This is a genomic window from Haloferax volcanii DS2 (genome assembly GCF_000025685.1).
Classification (GTDB): Archaea; Halobacteriota; Halobacteria; order Halobacteriales; family Haloferacaceae; genus Haloferax; species Haloferax volcanii.
The window spans coordinates 1-16,370 of sequence record NC_013966.1; the positions used below are offsets into that span (position 1 = coordinate 1).

Genomic DNA, 16,370 nt, shown 5'->3' on the forward strand with positions numbered 1-16,370 from the left:
ACCCATCCACTTGTTCCACCGGTTACCGTCGTCTCCCAGAACAGCGGACAAAGTGGAGGGGGTGTGTTCCCGCCTAAGTATATAAAGAACGAGAACAGCGGACACTCCGGACGCGGTGGTTTTATCAACGAAGTGGTCGAACCGTGGTAGTATGCCCCTATTCGAGCGGGACACCGAGATCTATCGGGACCGGGACGCCCTTCGCGAGGACTACCAACCCGAGGAACTCGTGGGGCGTGACGAGGAACTCCGTACCTTCCAGGCTGCGCTACAACCGGTTATCAACGGCGAACAGCCCAACAACATCTTCCTCTACGGGAAGACCGGCGTCGGCAAGACCGCCGCGTCGCGGTACTTACTCGGTCACCTCCGCGAGGACGCGAGCCACTACGACGACATCCACCTCACCGTCGTCTTCCTGAACTGCGACGGACTCACGAGTTCGTATCAGATTGCGACCCGCCTCGTCAACGAGTTCCGGTCGGAGTCGAACCAGATCAGCACGACGGGCTACCCGCTCGGCTCCGTCTACGAGATGCTCTGGCAGGAACTCGACGACTGCGGCGGGACGATAATCATCGTCCTCGACGAAATCGACCACGTCAACGACGACAGCATTCTCTACCAACTTCCGCGAGCGCGGGCCAATGGGAACCTCGACGCGGCGAAGGTCGGACTCATCGGCATCTCCAACGACTTCTCGTTCCGCGACGACCTCTCGCCGAAGGTCAAAAGCTCCCTGTGCGAACAGGAGATTCACTTCCCGGCGTACAACGCCAAGAACCTCCGAGCCATCCTCGAACAGCGCGCGAAAGTGGCGTTCCGCGAGGGCGTCCTCTCCGACGAGGTGATACCGCTCTGTGCCGCTTACGGAGCGAAAGACGCCGGGGACGCCCGCCAATCTATCGACCTGTTGATGAAAGCCGGCGACCTGGCCCGCGACGACGACACCGACCGCATCGAAGAAGAGCACGTCAAACGTGGCCGACGCGCCCTCGAACGCGGCCGCATCAAGGAGGGAATCAACGGACTGACCGAACACGGCCACCTCGTGCTCTACTCGCTTTTGACGCTCGAACTGGAAGACGAGACGCCGATTCGCTCCCGTGACGTTCGCCCCCGCTACACCCGGTTTACCGAACTCGCCAACCGCGACCCGCTCGTCCCGCGGCGGATGCGCGACCACCTCAGCGAGCTCGCGATGCTCGGTATCGTCTCCGTCACCGAGCGAAACGAGGGTCGACGCGGCGGGACGTACCGCGAATACGCCCTCGATATGGACGTCGGACTTATCGTTTCGGCCATGCGCGACACCATCGAACTCGTCGGCGTTCACGAGACGGTCGAACCCTTCCTCGACGGCGACAAAACGAGCACGCTCGACGACTTCATCGAGCAGTAGGTAGGTCGACGCTCAGTACCGCGGACATCGTGGTGTGGCCTCGCATCCGGTTTCGGTGGCACATCCGGTTTCGGTGGAACAGTTCCCCGTGGCGGCGTCGGCACGACTGGTCGTTGACCTGCTCTGCGGAAACGTGGCTCGGTCGGGTGCGCCGACCGCTCGGTTCAGTCCCGACCAGTCGGAACACCACTCTGTCCGCAGTAATCCGGCAACGTTAGCCGACTACTGAAACAGCGGACATCGTGGTGTGACCGTCCGCCCACGACGAGCTATCTCCCCGGTAGCGATGCTCTGTGCGGCTCGTCATCGTCACAACAGCGGACATACTGGTGTTCGATGTCGCGTTTTCACCGTGTAAAATCGACCTGCGGTCTCGGGGCTGTGACAACAGCGGACGCGGCGGTGTTCGCCAGTCGCTTATCTCTTATCTCGGCTTCGTCGTCGATTGTCGCTGGTCAGTCGGCAGTCGACGGACCACGGGTCTCGAACACCGCGTTGTCCGCTGTTTTTCCGATGTCCGGAACGGTTTTACTGTCTCTTCCAGCGCTCGTTTGTCCCGCTCCGCGCCATCACCGTACGGTCTCCCCGGACTCGTTTGCCACGCGTCACTCGTTGCGACGTTCGAGGACGGCATCGACGATTTCTTCGGGGTACTCGGCGGCGACGCGGACGAGCGCGTCGTGGAACTCGCGGCCGGTCAGGTCGCGCACGTCGTGTTCTCGGCGGAGGAGCGACTCGACTTCGAACTCGGCGTCGTCAAGTCGGTCGAGCGTCGCGGTTCGGACGTAGATGCTCTTTGCGGTCGTCGCCTCGAACTCGAACGCCGGGCCGCCCGCCGTCTCCGTCGCCTGCTCCGTGTCGGCGGCGCTTTCCGCGCCGTCTGCCTCGGCGTTCGATTCAGTTGCCTCTTCGGCTTCGTCGCCGTCGTTCCTCTCAGCGACTTCGCTGCCTTCGCCCGCGTCATCGCTCTCGCTCGCTTCGTCTGACTCCGGGTCGGATTCGGCTTTCGAGTCCGGCGCAGAGTCGCCCTCGGACTCTGATTCGACCGCTGGTTCGGGTTCCGACTTCTCGGATTTGTCAGTGGTGCCCTCGTCCGCGGTCTGCTCGTCGTCGGATTCTGCGTCCGGTTCCGACTCGGATTCCATCGCCTCGCCGAGGCCGGCGAATCGGTTCTCCTTAGGCATCGTCGGTCCCTCCGTGCTCGACGATTTCCGCGAGCCGGTCGAGTCGGTCTAACATGTCGTTCGACGGGTCGTACTCTCGGAGGGTCTTCCCGTCGCGCCAGGCGCGACTGAACGCGATTCGGTGTCTGATGCCCGGCCCCTTGGAGTCGGGGTCGTCGAACAGGTCCGAGCGGGCGAACGGCGGGATGAACTGCTCGAAGGGCGAGTCTTCGAGGTCGCGGATGATTCGTTTTTCCTCGTTGTTTCCGGTGAGGTCGTTCGGGACGATAGCGAGGATGTCGAGGTCGACCTCGCGGCGAATCGGGCCGATCTGTTGTTCGAACATCCGTTCGAAGCCGCTCACGCTCGGTTCGCTCATGAGGAGCGGGACGACGACGTTCCCGGTTCCGATGAGCGCCGCGTCGGACAGCGGGCCGAGACTCGGCGGCGAGTCGATGACGATGTAGTCGTAGTCGTCGCCGAGAAGCGGGTCGACGATTCGACGACGGACCCAGAGCATACCGAACGTCGAGTTCCGAACGCGGTCTTCGATGTCGTCGAGGTCGACGTGAGACGGGAGCACGTCGAAGCCCTCGCGGTCGCGTATCACTTCGCGCACGTCGATGGGGTCGTCGTCGGTCAGCACGTCGCCGATGTTCGGCTCCAACGACTCGTAGTCGTCTTTCAGCCCGACGCCCTCGGTCGCGTTCCCCTGCTGGTCGAGGTCCACCAACAGCACGTCGTTCCCCCGCGCGGCGAGTGCGTCGGCGAGGTTGATGGCTATCGTCGTCTTTCCGACCCCGCCCTTCTGGAGGGAGACGCTCACGGCTCGCGACACCTATCTGCCCTCCCGCGGAACGCGATGTTTACAAATTGTACACAGTCTACACTGTGTCTGCTGTTTGGGCGGTGCAAACTCCGTTTGAACTGCGGACTGTGCGGACATCTGGAGGTTCGAACGGACGTTCCGCGGCATGCCACATAATTTTATCCACGACTTTTGAACCGTTGGGACTTCGTCTACATTCCGCACTCTTTATGATTTTTACAATTTCTACAAATTGTAAACGTTCGGCCATCGACGGCCGGTGACTCGCCTCCGTTCCGGCCTGAGAAGTCTCTACTTCGCTCACCGTGTCCGATTCTCGGACATCGCTCGCATTCTTTGCTGTTCTCACAGCGTACGAATCTCACGCGGTACAAACTGTCTGAAGATTCTACAATTTCCACAATTTGTAGACTGTATGTGAATTCTAAAACTCGGGAGCGGTGCGGACTTCGCGAGCGGTGCGAACCGCGTGGACGGTTTCGACTGCCTTCGCTGTTCGCACCGTTTGAACTGCTCTGACTGTCGAGACCGCTTTGACTGTTTAGACTGCCCCGACTGTCCGCGCTCTCCTCACGGTTTCCACCGCGCTCGAAGTCCGCCCGGTTTCGACTGTTCGAACGTCGCCTCCGACGTTGCACGGGTCACTATCTTCACCAGAAATCGATTACTCAGCGGCGCTATCGAGAGAATACTGCGGACATGGTGGTGTCCACCGGCCGCCGCACCCGGCTCAGTTGGCGAGTTTGTCGGCGAACTTCTCGCGGACTTTCTCGACTTTCGGGCTCGCGTGGAACTGGCAGTACGCGTCGTTGGGGTTTTTCTCGAAGAAGATAGACGTGACCTGCAAAAATACTATAGAGCTAAGTGGGTGGTGTCCGCACGGGGAGTATGGCCCGGAAGTACGACCAGCAGTACGAGGACGCCCGAGAACGGATTCGGAACCACAGTACCGAGGGGACGCATCAGGTGCGGAAGGGAGTAGAGCGGACCCACCCCGGCTACGAGGACGCGGAGGACGCGGAGCGCATCCTCACGATGGCTGACGCCTACGACGCGGACAACCTCGTAGTGGACTGCCCGGAGGGTCAGTCTACGAAGTCCGTCACGACCCTCAAGAACTACCTCACCGGCCTCAACAAGATAGCCCCGCACGTCGCCCTCACGGATACGACCGCGACGGAACTGAACACGGTGATGCAGGGCTTCCTCGACGGGGACCTCCACAACGTGAAGGACTCCGGCCTCTCGAAAGGCTCCATCCGCGTCTACCAGAACGCCCTCCGGCAGTTCTACTACGTCCACGACGACGTGGGCGTGGACCCGGAGGACATCACCCTGTTCAAGACGGACGACAAGGCCGTAGACCCGGCGGATATGCTGACCCGCGAGGAGATTCAGGCCATCCGGGACGCCGCGGACTGTATGCGGGACCGCGCCCTCTTCGACTTCCTCATCTACACGGGCCAGCGGAACACGGCCACGCGCTCCCTCCGCATCAAGGACCTCGACCTGGAGAACGACCGCTTCCGGCTCAACACGGACGCGGACGGCCTGAAGGGAGCGGAGACGAACGGGAAGTGGCGGGACCTCCTACTCTCGTCCGCGACCGTCAAGCAGTACCTCAACACGGAACACCCGGCTCCGGACGACCCGGAGGCGTACGTGTTCACGTCCCGTCCGAAGTACGGCGGCCCCAAGCCCCGAGAGATGCTGGACGTAACGACGCTGGGCGGCATCGTGGGCCGTCTCGCGGACCGGGCGGCGGAGGACTACCCGGCCATCGCCAGCAAGCCGACGTACCCCCACGCCCTCCGACACAACTTCGTGACCATCGCCCTCCGCCGCGGGATGGACGAGACGGCCATCAAGCACCAAATCGGCCACGCGCCGAACAGTTCCGTGATGGAGTCCACCTACGCCCACCTGAAGGACTCCGACCACATCCGGGCCGCTCGGGACGCCTTCGACCTGGAGACGGAGGACCACGAGAGCGAACTGACGCCGGAGGTGTGCCCGCGGTGCGGGGAGAGTCCGCCGGAGGACGCCCGCCTCTGCCCGTACTGTGGACTCGCCTTCACGCCGGACGCGGAGCAGGCCGTCGAGGACGCGGAGGAAGCAGTCAACGACTCCTACCGGCAGACGCCTCCGGAGGACGCCGAGACGAAGGAGAAGATAGACCTCGTGTACGACCTGCTGGACGACCCGGACGTGAAGGCGGCGATAGCCGAGCAGAAGGCCGAGGAGTAGCGCCGCTGGCGGCGGAGGACGACCGGGCCGGCGGGACGCCGCCAACTCGGGGAGAATACCGACGACGGTGAAAATATACTGGTTCATTCTCGGCACGCTCACGGAAAGCGTCCTACGTCTGGGCCAAGAACCTCTACAAATCGTCAAAGCATTTTTTACCCCACTCTCGGTGGAATTGCATAATGCCTGACGTTCAGCGATACCTCCAGTCGCTCACCGAAACCGCGAGCACAGGGGACACACGCGAAGAAAGCTACTACGGCGACCTCAGCGAACTTCTTGAACAACACGCCGAAGAAAACGGGCATAATGACGTCCAAGTCACCACACTTCCTTCCCCAACGGACGGCGGGAACCCGGACTTCAGAGTGTGGAGCGGAACAAATGAAGTCACAGGGTATGTCGAAGCGAAGCTACCGAGTGGTCCCTCCCTCGACACTATCGAAGAGACAGAGCAACTTACAAGATATCGGGACACGTTCGAGAATGTTATCTTGACGAATTTCGTCGAGTTCCGCCTCTACCGGAACGGCGAACAAGTCGCCGAAGCCGAGATAGCAGACCCACCCGAAATTCCTCGATTCGGAGACGCACCCGACGCCATCAATACTGACGACCTCGATAGCCTACTGGAGCGGTTCTTCTCGTTCTCCCGGCCAGAAATAGAGACGGCTCGAGAGCTTGCGACCGAACTCGCCAAACGAACGTCATTTATGAGAGAGGTAGTCCTGCAGGAACTCGGCCGAGAGATGGCCGGGAACGACGGGCACATTCTCGGATTCTATGAAGCGTTCGAAGACTATCTGATGCCCGATATTAGCCGGCGAGAGCATCCGTTCTAGTTTAACGAAGAATCCAGTTGCTGTCTGTTGATTTGATATCGTCGCAACTACCTGATTGAGAAACCCGGTGGGAAGTATGACCTACAGCCCACCGGATTCGGTCATAGTTGACCGGATTCAAAGAGCGTTTCCCTCTGATGAGTTGCGCGAGCGCGCTCGCGCAACGAATCTCGTCCAACGAGAGCGGAAATTCGACATCGTTGCGCTGTTCTACACACTCTCGTTTGGCTTCGCTGCTGGCTCAGACCGCTCTCTCCAAGCATTTCTCGAACGCTACGTCGAGATGGCTGACTGTGACGAACTCTCCTACGCATCGTTCCACGACTGGTTCGAACCAGGATTCGTTGCACTCCTTCGAGAGATTCTCGATGACGCAATCGAGAATCTCGATACCGGACGAGAAGATTTGAACGGCCGTCTCGAACGCTTTCGAGACGTCCTCATTGCTGACGCAACCATCGTTTCGCTGTACCAGGACGCCGCTGATATCTACACAGCAACCGGCGACCATCAAGCCGAACTGAAACTTCACCTCACCGAATCTCTCTCGACTGGGCTCCCGACACGATTCCGGACAACCGATGGGACGACTCATGAACGGAGTCAGCTACCCACCGGCGAGTGGGTAGCTGACGCCCTCATCTTGCTCGATTTAGGCTTCTACGACTTCTGGTTGTTCGACCGAATCGACCAGAACGGCGGGTGGTTCGTCTCCCGGGTGAAGGACAACGCGAACTTCGAGATCGTCGAAGAACTGCGAACGTGGCGAGGCAACAGCATTCCGCTGGAAGGAGAGTCGCTGCAGGCCGTCCTTGAGGACCTGCAGCGACAGGAAATCGACGTACGCATCACGCTTTCATTCGAGCGCAAACGAGGGTCGGGCGCCAGCGCGACCCGGTCGTTCCGATTGGTCGGCCTGCGTAACAAGGAGAGCGAAGAGTACCATCTGTATCTGACGAATCTGGCGAGAGAAAGCTACAGCGCGCCCGATATCGCGCAGCTCTATCGGGCGCGCTGGGAGGTCGAACTGCTGTTCAAGGAGTTGAAGTCGCGGTTCGGCTTGGACGAGATCAAGACGACCGACGGCTACATCATCGAGGCGCTGATCATCATGGCCGCAATTTCGTTGATGATGAGTCGTGTAATCGTGGATGAGTTACGGTCGCTCGAGGCAAGACAGCGAGAGGGCGAAGCCGCCGCAGACGCCGACTCGTCGGCGTCGCGGCTCCCTCGGCGTCGCTGTTCGCTCGCCGTGGAACGCCACGGTCATCTAATCCAGTTGTATCTCATGATCGAGTTGGGCTACGAACTGCCGGATTTGGACGAGCTGTTGCTGTGGGCGTCGCGTAATCCAAATCCACACAGGCAACGGTTACGTGAGCAGGTTGAACGAGGTGAGTTCGGCTTTGATCGCTACTAAACTAGAACGCATGGTGATGCAACAGACACTTGCTGGCTGTGCCTTCTGCGATGCGGTTCCCGGTACAGACGTGGGGGAGGCACATACCTGGGGAAAAGACGAACGAGTCACAGAGGTGCAAGGAGGAAGCCCACGACTTCAGCCGTGGGAAGAATCCGACTCGAAACAAACCACGAGCGATAGCACCCCGACTCCCCCACGCAAGTCGTAGTTTTATAAAGAACTAATCTGATATGTGAAATACGAATGGAGGACGTGATTCGCACCGTCAAGGTCAAACTCGACGTACCCAACGAGCGGTGCGACGACCTCCATCAGACAAAAAATCAGTTCCTCCACTGTGCGAACACTACTGCAGAGTGGGCGTGGAGACACCCGGACGACTACTGCGTGACCTCGAAACAGAAAGCCGAGAAAGCCCTCTACGAGCAACTCCGCAACGAGACAGAGTTGACTGCAAACCTCGTTCAGAAAGGGATTCGGCGTGCTATCGAGGCCACGAAAAGCGGTGTCGCCCGACTCAAGAAAGGCGACAACACGAGCCAACCGCACTTCGACGCGTGGAGCGTCGTCTACGACAAGCGTTCAGCGACGTTCCACCGCGACCACGTTTCGCTCTCGACGGTGAACGGTCGCGTCAAGTGTGACTACGTGATTCCCGACAGCTCCGAGGGAACGCCGATTGGCGAGTACCTGTTGAATGAGGATTACGAGTTCCGAATGTCCACGTTGCAATACGACCGCGCCACAGAGTCGTTCTACCTCCACGCACGGATGCGCCGAACCACAGACGAACAAGAGCTGTCGATGACTCATTCTGACGCCAAGCACAGAACAGTCCTTGGTGTTGACCTGAACGTGGACGGCTCGCTCGCCGTGACGTCCACAGGCGCGTTCATCGGGAACGCCGACGAGATGAATCATCGACGCCGAGAGTTCGAGAAGACGCGTGGGTCGATGCAACAAACTGGAACGCGGTCGGCACACCTGTCGATTCAGTCGATGAAAAACCGCGGACACCGCTGGATGCAGGACGAACTACACCGAGCGTCTAACCAGATTCTCGAAGAAGCCCGCGACCACGACTGTACTCATATCTCATTCGAGAATTTGACCGACATTCGTAAGCGGATGGCTGGCACCAAGCGGTTCCACGCATGGGCGTTCCGACGCCTGTACCAGTACACCGAATACAAAGCCGAAATGTTCGGAATCGGGGTTGAACAGATAAGTCCTGCATACACGAGTCAGCGGTGTTCCAAGTGTGGATTTACGCATGAGGACAATCGGCGGTCGAAGCACCAGTTCGTGTGTCAGAAGTGTGAGTACGAACTGAACGCGGAGTATAACGCGAGCAAAAACATCGCTCGCAAACTCTTGAAACGTCTCCACTCGGGGCAGAAGTCTTCGAGTGGAGGCGCACCCTGTCAGTGTGCGCTACCGTCAGGGACGCTGAACCTGAACGGCGATTTCTGCGCCTCCGTCGATTCGACGGCAGAAGGGGAGTCCACTGACAAGCCCACGACTTCAGTCGTGGGTAACTGACACACCCGATCTGCGTCGACTGCGCGATCCAGTCGAATCCCGATCCCGACGAGCGTGACCATTACGCCTGCGATAGCTGTGGTCTCGTTGTCGATGCGCTTGCAGCCCTCACACAGTTCCGTGTCGAACTCGGCCACCTGGAAGGTCCACTACAGCTGTGTGCGAGATGTAGTCCCGATGGGCCCGCGACGTACTGGACTCGCGACCTAGACGACCATCTAATTAGTGAGTCGTCGTAGTCGGTCGGAAAGTGGTGTAGACCGCTCTGTTGAAATCCTCAGCGCGGATAGTTTGTTGGGCCGTGCTGAACACATCGCGCGAATACAGCATCTGGGTCGATACCGTCTAAGGTGTGGGCTCGTCCTGAGTACGAGCTAGGTGCCGAAGGTTTTCTTCCAAGTAGGCTAGCACCATGAGAAGACATTACAGTGTGAATGCTAAGCACCCTCATTACAGTTTTATTACAATTGCGGCATGATATCATACTGTATGGCATCAGATCCATTTGGTCGCGCAGTCCGTGATTATTACCTTGGCGAGCTAGAGGAACCACTTATCGACCGCGATGGTGATGAAACTCGCGAGCATTCTATCGAAGAATGGTATTTTGGAGAATACCAACGTGACGAGTGGTTTGAATCGTGGTTAGAGGGGCCGCTTCTAGATATGGGCGCTGGCGCAGGGCGTGATACTCTCTATTTTCAAGAACAGTTTGAGACAATCGCCATTGAGGTCAGTGAACACCTCGTAGAGACTATGCAAGACAGAGGCGTTGATGATGCCCGTCTTGCAGACATGTTTTCACTTCGAGAACATTTCGGACGTAACCGGTTTCAGTCAGCGTTTGCACTTGGGACACAGGCACAGCTCGCAGGGTCGATGCACGGTCTTAGACAGTTTCTTGATGACCTTGCATTTGTTACTACCGAAGATGCGACCGTTATACTTCATGGATATGCTCCTGAATTGGAAGTTACAAAGGACATTTTCGCCTACCGGGAGGATCCCACACCGGGGTTAGCATATCGGATTTTTCACTGTGAGTACGACGGTGAAATCGGGAGAACATTGCTCTTCCAGCTATTCAGCATAGACCGTCTTAGAGAGGCGACGGTAGGAACGTCGTGGGAAGTTTCCGAAGCCAGTTACGGCCATCCCGAGTCGGAGGGTGAATCAAATACCTGGTTGGCTGTACTCACGAAGGCTTAGTCCTATCACTGAGAACCAGCAATCCCCCGATTATTCCGTATATGCTGACTTCAGCCTCTGTGTGTGTCACGCACTTCCAGTCATAGTCTAGAAGTTTCAACAGAGTCTCACTTTCTACACCCTCGTGGTCAAATCGTCGTTGAGCGACGTTCTACACGCCCATCGGTTACCGCGACGGTGTCTTTCTCTTCCAAACGTCGCACAATCTCCTGTACGTCCGCTGCTGGCCAGTCGAGCTCCTGTTGCAGGTCAGCCACCGATTTCGGTTCGTCAAGCGCGTGTAGCACTTCGAGCTCTTCGTAGACGCGTTCGGTGATCTCCGCCACGGGGCCGTGCAACGGCGTCGTCACGTTGTGTTGTTCAGTGAGATCGGTCAACGCTTCGTTGACGTACGTCACGAACAGCTCTTGCTCCAAGAGTTCGACCTGCATCTCGAGTTCTGCTTCAACGACGTCGAACTCGAGGCCGGTCTGCATCAACGAGAACATATCCTCGATATCGTCCACCCGACCGGCAACCGCTTTGAACAGGAAGATGTCTTCTGGACTCACGAGTTCGACCACGAGACTCCCAAGATCGAGATAGCGTTCGCTCCGTTCACGGATGCCTGGAGACAGAATCAGCTTGCCGATCACCTGCTGGTTGAAAACGTCGATACGACACCCGTCATCGTTCTCGAAGATGCGCTGGGCACCGAGTTCTTCGTACTCTTCGTCCGGTTCCCGGACGATATCGTATCCTAACTCAAGGAGCACCGCTTGTAGCTGACTCAGATCGTCGCCGGAGGAGACGATGAGGTCGATATCTTTGGTCGTCTCTTTGAGTCCGCGAAACGCCATCGACCCACCGCCAATCAAGAAGACGGTGAGTGGGTTATCCAGCTGCTGGCCGATGCGCTCGAGCTCCGACCGGATGTATGAACTATCAAACCTCGCCCTCATAGCGTCACCTCGTACTCTTCAGCCAGTTCCTGGAAGTCCTCCCACTCGGGAAGTCGGGACGTCCGCTGGGCACCGCTGGTGTCGAGATACGTGTAGAGGTTGTCGACGACGTCGTCGACGCCGTACTTGGTGGCTTGGGCTCGGAGTTCGTCGCGGTCGATGTCGACGTGACTGAGCAGAAGCAGACAGTATGACTGCGTTCGTGCGCCCGAATCGACCACGAGCATGTGACAGCACAAGATCTCCGGCGAGAGCTCGCTCGTCGCCTCCGAATAGAGGTAGTACCGGCGGTCACGTGCCAACAACGGGAGGCCGTACCGCTGGAACTGGTCTGGGCCTGTCGGGATGAAGTGTTCGTCAGCGATTTCTATCGTCGTCTGCACAAGGAACTCGCCCAGAGACTCCCACAGAATCGTGTAGGTGTCGGTCTGTTCTTCGACAGTCTGACGGTGGACGTGATGGGCAAGCTCACGAGCGAATACGCTCAGCTGTTCGAAGCCGTCATTCAGTGCGTACGCGCCGTCATCAGTTTGGTAGACGATTCCGCGATGTTGAAGCGGGGCTAGCGCACGGTGGACGGTACTTCGGTGGACGTCGGCGCGGCGTGCGAGTTCGGTCGCGGTCCGTGGGGTGTCGAGGTAGTAGCACACACGGATAGCTGCCCCTGACAACAGCTCCGGCCAGTCGATGTGTGAATACTGTTGCGTGAGGTCCGTGAGTAACTCGAGGGCCTTTGCGTCCGACAGTCGAATCCGCTTTGTTTTCCCCTGTCGACGTGTCTCGACGAGGCCAGTCGTTTCGAGCCGCTCGACGAGTTCTGAGGTGTAGCTGAGACTCCGATCGAGATTCGTCGCGAGTTCAGAGACCGTCTGCTCACCGTGGAAGGCTGTAAGGGCGCGAACCTCACCTTCTGTGAGCATCCTGTTGCATACTAGCGAACCAATATATAAATCGCTTCGGTATTTTGCAACGCAGAGCTAACTCTGTCGAGGACGTGAGCATAACGGATGAAAGCCCTCGGCCGCTCGACGTCCCGCGACCGCCGCTGCGCGCCTCGTGCCTGCGGTGCTTGCGGGGTCGGGGGACGGCCGAGACGCCCTCGCCCTTTCTGAGTCCGCCAGGATTGTTGTTGGTCCATCAAGCGACGTGGCCGGTTGGTCAGGTGTGTACGTACCGGCCCGCCCCGCTCGCCATTGCTGGACTGGATCAAAAACACAATCGAATCAAGTGGCCCCAACCCACGCCATGACAACCCTCACTTAGAATAGCGACTACCAGTGCTCTTCTCGGAACTGGTACTCAAGCTGGGTTAGTCGTCCTTCGAGTTCGTTTACCTCGTCATCAGTACTTTCAAGCTCTTTTTCCAGTTTACTAAATCGACGAGGGAAGTTGTCTATAATCTCGGCTAACGGGAAAACCCCGGGTTTGCCGGAGTTAGCGTAATAGATTTCGACTGTGCCATCAGATTCAGTGACTGCCCGATCCTCGACAAGATCTCTTCGAGATTGCCTCTCGAGGACCCGATAGAGATAGGTCTTCAATGCTCGCTCATCTTCTCGCATCGTTTTGGGTATTATATCCGGTTTTTGTTCGAGAAGTTCATCGGCAATCTCGTCTAGCGTCATGGCTTCGTCTTCGGATAAAATCGAACGAATATGGACAGCGGTCCAATCAAACCGATGGCCGTTCTCCCACTCATCAGAGTCCGTGTCTATCGGCATTACTGATTGGTTATTTGAAGAACATTATATGCTTTCTGTGGGATTCCTCAGCTCGTTTCCATCGCGCCATCGACCTAAGGACTATCACATTCTCAACTCGTAGCAAGAGCCATGGTGAATGTCAAAGAATAGGACGGTGCAGTTCTAATCACAGTCAACGGCCGCCGCGGTCCAATCCACCGTTCAGTATCGGTCGAAGATGCCGAGGAGTTGTTACGAGATCTAGAGACTGCAATTGACTCCGCAAAAGAGAATAACTCCACCTGATGGACGGTGTCCTGAGAACACTACAGGTGATGTCTATCGAAACCTATGAAGCAGAGATATGTTTGAAGCACATCACCTGGTAAAATAGGACGTCCATCACAGTCACGAGAGATTAGTCGATAAAACAACTCATCAACACGTTCTAATCAGCGGGCGGAGAACGCTCAGATATGCCCTCCCCGGACGAACCCTCCACACAGAAACAGGCACTCGTGAGTGCCCTTCAGTGGGGCTTGATTCAGACGTTTGTTCTCGATACCTTCGGTGGTCTCCTCCGAAATTATTACCGCGCAACAACGGATGCGTTCCTTCCACCTAGTTGGGTGACATCAATCGAGTTCGCTGCCCCGCTTGGACTGCTTGTCGGCGGCATCGGCGGCTACCGCTGGGTGACGAGCGGTCGGGCCGCAACGTCGACATCAGCGCACCGTAACCGTGTTGTCTTCGTCGGGGCGCTTCTTGCTGGATGGGCGCTCGCCATCGTCCCGACAATGGCGTTCCAGTGGCTCCTCGGAGACCAGCTGTTTTCGGTGCCGTATTTTGTCCTCCCGACCCTCACAGCAGTCGCGGTCTTCGTCGCCTCGTACCTGCTCGCCTATCGAGTTGATACCGAATGGTACCACCAGCATCGGATTCGACTCTTGGGTGCAGTCAAAGGCGCGTTCGCTGGAATGTTACTCGGGGTCATCAGCTTCGTCGTGTATGGTGGCTATCTCGCTGCGACACAAACCAACTACAGCCTCAGTGGTGGTCCCGGAATCGTCGTAGCCACATGTCTCGGAGCAATTGCTGGCTACGTGCTGACTGATTCAGAACGGGGTGGAGATCGGTCTGCAGAATTTGTCGTCCTTCTGATTGTGTCCCTTCTCGGATTCAGTCTCCTGACAACCCTCAGTATGGCCGCACTCAGTGCAGTCGGGCTGTCGCTGTTTGATTTTATTCCGTCGTTCGTCTTTTCTCTCATCCCGCTTGTCTTCGCGCTTGGCGCAGCCAGTTACTTGGCATACGGTGTTCAGACAACGTTCTACCAACGAATCGTCGGTCGATAGGTCGTGACCGCTCTGTTGAAGACTTCAAAATCGTCTTGTCTATGGACTGCGCTTCCTCAGGGCCAGGAGGTGCCGACGCGTCAGCGAGACCATATGAACAGTGGATAACGCTGTGTCAAACGTCTTCTGTAGGGACAAACAGCTGCTAGCGTCGGTTGCGGTCTCCTCGAAAGCCCCCGAACGCTCGCCGGCCGCGACTCGCTGCGCGCCTCGTGTCTGCTGTGCTTGCGTCGTCGGGGCACGTCGAGCGCCCGGCCCCTTTCAGTCCCGCCCGGGATCTATTGGTGAGCCAGCGATCTCCATCGGTTGACTGGTGTGGTACGAACGGCACGCACCGCTCGCCGCATTCCGCCCTCCGCGTCGCTCGCGACCGACCATTCGTAGAGGGTTCGATGTAATCACCAAGTTGGCGACAGTTTTTCACAGCCGTGCTGACTTGATGGAAATTCTGCTATCCCATCGGAGCGTGAATCAATTATGGGACGCAAGAGACCGAGCTGTATTCCGTGCGCTAGAGCACGTGGTGCTGACTGGTCCGAGTGCGAAAGAAGCCGAGTTATGGGCGTCACAGCCCGGATGCCGCTCCTGGCGGCATCCGGGAAAGCCCGCATAGGTGAATTTCTGATTCACGCACCGCCGTCCTATCCCGGAGGAACGAACCATGTACCTCGGAATCGACCTACACAAACGATACGCACAGGTGGCAGTAATGGACCTCGAGGGCGAGATTGTCGAAGAGGTTCGCGTCAAAAACGCGAACCTCGACGACCTCGCTCAGCGATACGCTGGCTCTCGTGCAGTAATCGAGGCGACCAGCAATTACTACCACGTCTACGATACTCTCGCGGAGTACTTGGACGTAACCGTCGCTCATCCAGGCAAACTGACGCTCATCGCTCGGTCAGACAAGAAAACCGACCGCGTCGACGCGAAAGAACTCGCGCGGCTGCTCCGGCTGAACTCTGTTCCGCAGAGTTACGTTCCTACCGACGAGATTCGGGAAGCCCGCGCACTCGTGCGCGGGCGACAGACCTTGGTCGAAGATCGGACCAAGTTCGCCAACAAAATCCACGGCTTGCTCGCCGATAACGGCATCACTCAGACGGTAAAACCGCTGAGTGTCGAGGGACGAGAGTTCCTCCGGGAACTCTCGCTCCCGTCTCCGTGGGACAGTCTCTTGGACTCGTATCTCGACGTGGTCGAGACGCTAACCGAGCAGATGACTCAGTTGGAAGCGGCGATTGAGGAGCGCGCTGGGTCTCTGAAGGAGACCCAGCTGCTGATGACCATCCCCGGTGTCAGTTACTACTCCGCGTTGCTGGTCTACGCTGAACTGGGTGAGATCGATCGGTTCGACGGCCACAAAGAGGTCGTGAGTTACATGGGACTGAACCCGACGATCCGCGAGTCCGGTGACTCGCGGATCGAGGGTGGTATCTCGAAACGCGGCTCAGGACGAGTTCGCTGGATCTTGGTTCAGAGTGCGTACTCAGCCGTGTACACGTGTAAAGACGCGTATCTAAGCACGTTCTTCCACCGGTTGAATCGTCGAATGAACTCGAAAAAAGCGATCGTCGCGACGGCACGAAAACTGCTCGTCTCGATGTACTACATGCTCGTCCGAGAGGAAGTCTACGATCCACCGGGGGTGAGCGCCTGAAGAAGGGAATCTGAGGAACGCCGGACCGGCGTTCCTCAGTGGCCGGATGAGGCCAGCGTAAGCGACAGCTCTAGC

The 16,370-nt window shown here is 57.9% G+C and carries 13 protein-coding genes and 3 pseudogenes; 10 read left to right on the forward strand and 6 right to left on the reverse strand.

What is annotated here, in order from left to right; translation table 11 throughout:
• The first annotated feature begins 151 nt into the window (after positions 1-151).
• The gene (locus HVO_RS01870; protein WP_004040991.1) at positions 152-1,402 is read left to right on the forward strand and encodes an orc1/cdc6 family replication initiation protein; all 1,251 of its coding nucleotides are present in this window, start codon (positions 152-154) and stop codon (positions 1,400-1,402) included.
• Between the two features lie 605 nt (positions 1,403-2,007).
• On the opposite strand, the gene HVO_RS01875 is transcribed toward HVO_RS01870, so the two are convergent.
• From HVO_RS01875 to HVO_RS19715, 3 genes and pseudogenes are all read right to left on the reverse strand, one after another.
• Entirely contained in the window at positions 2,008-2,586 is a 579-nt protein-coding gene (locus tag HVO_RS01875) for a hypothetical protein (RefSeq protein WP_004040992.1), read from the reverse strand.
• On the reverse strand, positions 2,579-3,403 hold the full coding sequence (locus HVO_RS01880; protein ID WP_004040993.1) for a ParA family protein: 825 nt from the start codon (positions 3,401-3,403) through the stop codon (positions 2,579-2,581). Before HVO_RS01880 ends, HVO_RS01875 begins: the two co-directional genes overlap by 8 nt.
• Before the next feature lie 721 nt (positions 3,404-4,124).
• A pseudogene (locus HVO_RS19715) lies at positions 4,125-4,223 on the reverse strand (peptide-methionine (S)-S-oxide reductase MsrA); the annotation flags it as partial.
• Between the two features lie 59 nt (positions 4,224-4,282).
• On the opposite strand from HVO_RS19715, the gene HVO_RS01885 reads away from it, so the two are divergent.
• The 7 genes and pseudogenes from HVO_RS01885 to HVO_RS01905 all read left to right on the forward strand — a co-directional run bounded on the left by HVO_RS01885 (position 4,283) and on the right by HVO_RS01905 (position 10,657).
• On the forward strand, positions 4,283-5,641 hold the full coding sequence (locus HVO_RS01885; protein ID WP_004040995.1) for a site-specific integrase: 1,359 nt from the start codon (positions 4,283-4,285) through the stop codon (positions 5,639-5,641).
• A 182-nt stretch (positions 5,642-5,823) separates the two neighbouring features.
• On the forward strand, positions 5,824-6,483 hold the full coding sequence (locus tag HVO_RS01890; RefSeq protein ID WP_004040996.1) for a hypothetical protein: 660 nt from the start codon (positions 5,824-5,826) through the stop codon (positions 6,481-6,483).
• Between the two features lie 67 nt (positions 6,484-6,550).
• Positions 6,551-7,903: an IS4-like element ISHvo11 family transposase gene (locus HVO_RS01895; protein WP_013035119.1), complete on the forward strand. Its 1,353-nt coding sequence runs from the start codon at positions 6,551-6,553 to the stop codon at positions 7,901-7,903.
• 16 nt (positions 7,904-7,919) lie between these two features.
• Positions 7,920-8,015 (forward strand): annotated as a pseudogene (locus HVO_RS21595) (DUF7558 family protein); the annotation flags it as partial.
• A gap of 134 nt (positions 8,016-8,149) precedes the next feature.
• Entirely contained in the window at positions 8,150-9,448 is a 1,299-nt protein-coding gene (locus HVO_RS01900; RefSeq protein WP_004043314.1) for an RNA-guided endonuclease InsQ/TnpB family protein, read from the forward strand.
• A pseudogene (locus tag HVO_RS21170) lies at positions 9,445-9,687 on the forward strand (DUF7558 family protein); the annotation flags it as partial. The gene HVO_RS01900 and the pseudogene HVO_RS21170, both read left to right, overlap by 4 nt.
• A 250-nt stretch (positions 9,688-9,937) precedes the next feature.
• Positions 9,938-10,657, forward strand: a complete 720-nt coding sequence (locus tag HVO_RS01905) for a methyltransferase domain-containing protein (protein ID WP_049941486.1) — start codon at positions 9,938-9,940, stop codon at positions 10,655-10,657.
• Positions 10,658-10,785: 128 nt separating this feature from the next.
• Here the strand turns inward: HVO_RS01905 and HVO_RS01910 are convergent, their stop codons facing one another.
• The 3 genes from HVO_RS01910 to HVO_RS01920 form a co-directional block, all read right to left on the reverse strand.
• The gene (locus HVO_RS01910) at positions 10,786-11,598 is read right to left on the reverse strand and encodes a DUF6036 family nucleotidyltransferase (protein WP_013035121.1); all 813 of its coding nucleotides are present in this window, start codon (positions 11,596-11,598) and stop codon (positions 10,786-10,788) included.
• The gene (locus tag HVO_RS01915) at positions 11,595-12,518 is read right to left on the reverse strand and encodes a helix-turn-helix domain-containing protein (RefSeq protein ID WP_013035100.1); all 924 of its coding nucleotides are present in this window, start codon (positions 12,516-12,518) and stop codon (positions 11,595-11,597) included. The genes HVO_RS01910 and HVO_RS01915 overlap by 4 nt, the downstream gene beginning before the upstream one ends.
• 351 nt (positions 12,519-12,869) lie before the next feature.
• Positions 12,870-13,319 carry a hypothetical protein gene (locus HVO_RS01920; RefSeq protein ID WP_004043309.1) on the reverse strand — a complete coding sequence of 150 codons (450 nt, stop codon included), beginning with the start codon at positions 13,317-13,319 and terminating at the stop codon, positions 12,870-12,872.
• Positions 13,320-13,756: 437 nt separating this feature from the next.
• Between HVO_RS01920 and HVO_RS01925 the strand changes: the two genes are divergently transcribed.
• Together HVO_RS01925 and HVO_RS01930 are read left to right on the forward strand one after the other, a co-directional pair.
• Positions 13,757-14,635 (forward strand): hypothetical protein, encoded by an 879-nt coding sequence (locus tag HVO_RS01925; protein WP_004043308.1) that lies wholly within the window; start codon positions 13,757-13,759, stop codon positions 14,633-14,635.
• A gap of 661 nt (positions 14,636-15,296) precedes the next feature.
• Positions 15,297-16,295 (forward strand): IS110-like element ISHvo9 family transposase, encoded by a 999-nt coding sequence (locus tag HVO_RS01930; protein ID WP_013035031.1) that lies wholly within the window; start codon positions 15,297-15,299, stop codon positions 16,293-16,295.
• Positions 16,296-16,370: the final 75 nt, after the last annotated feature.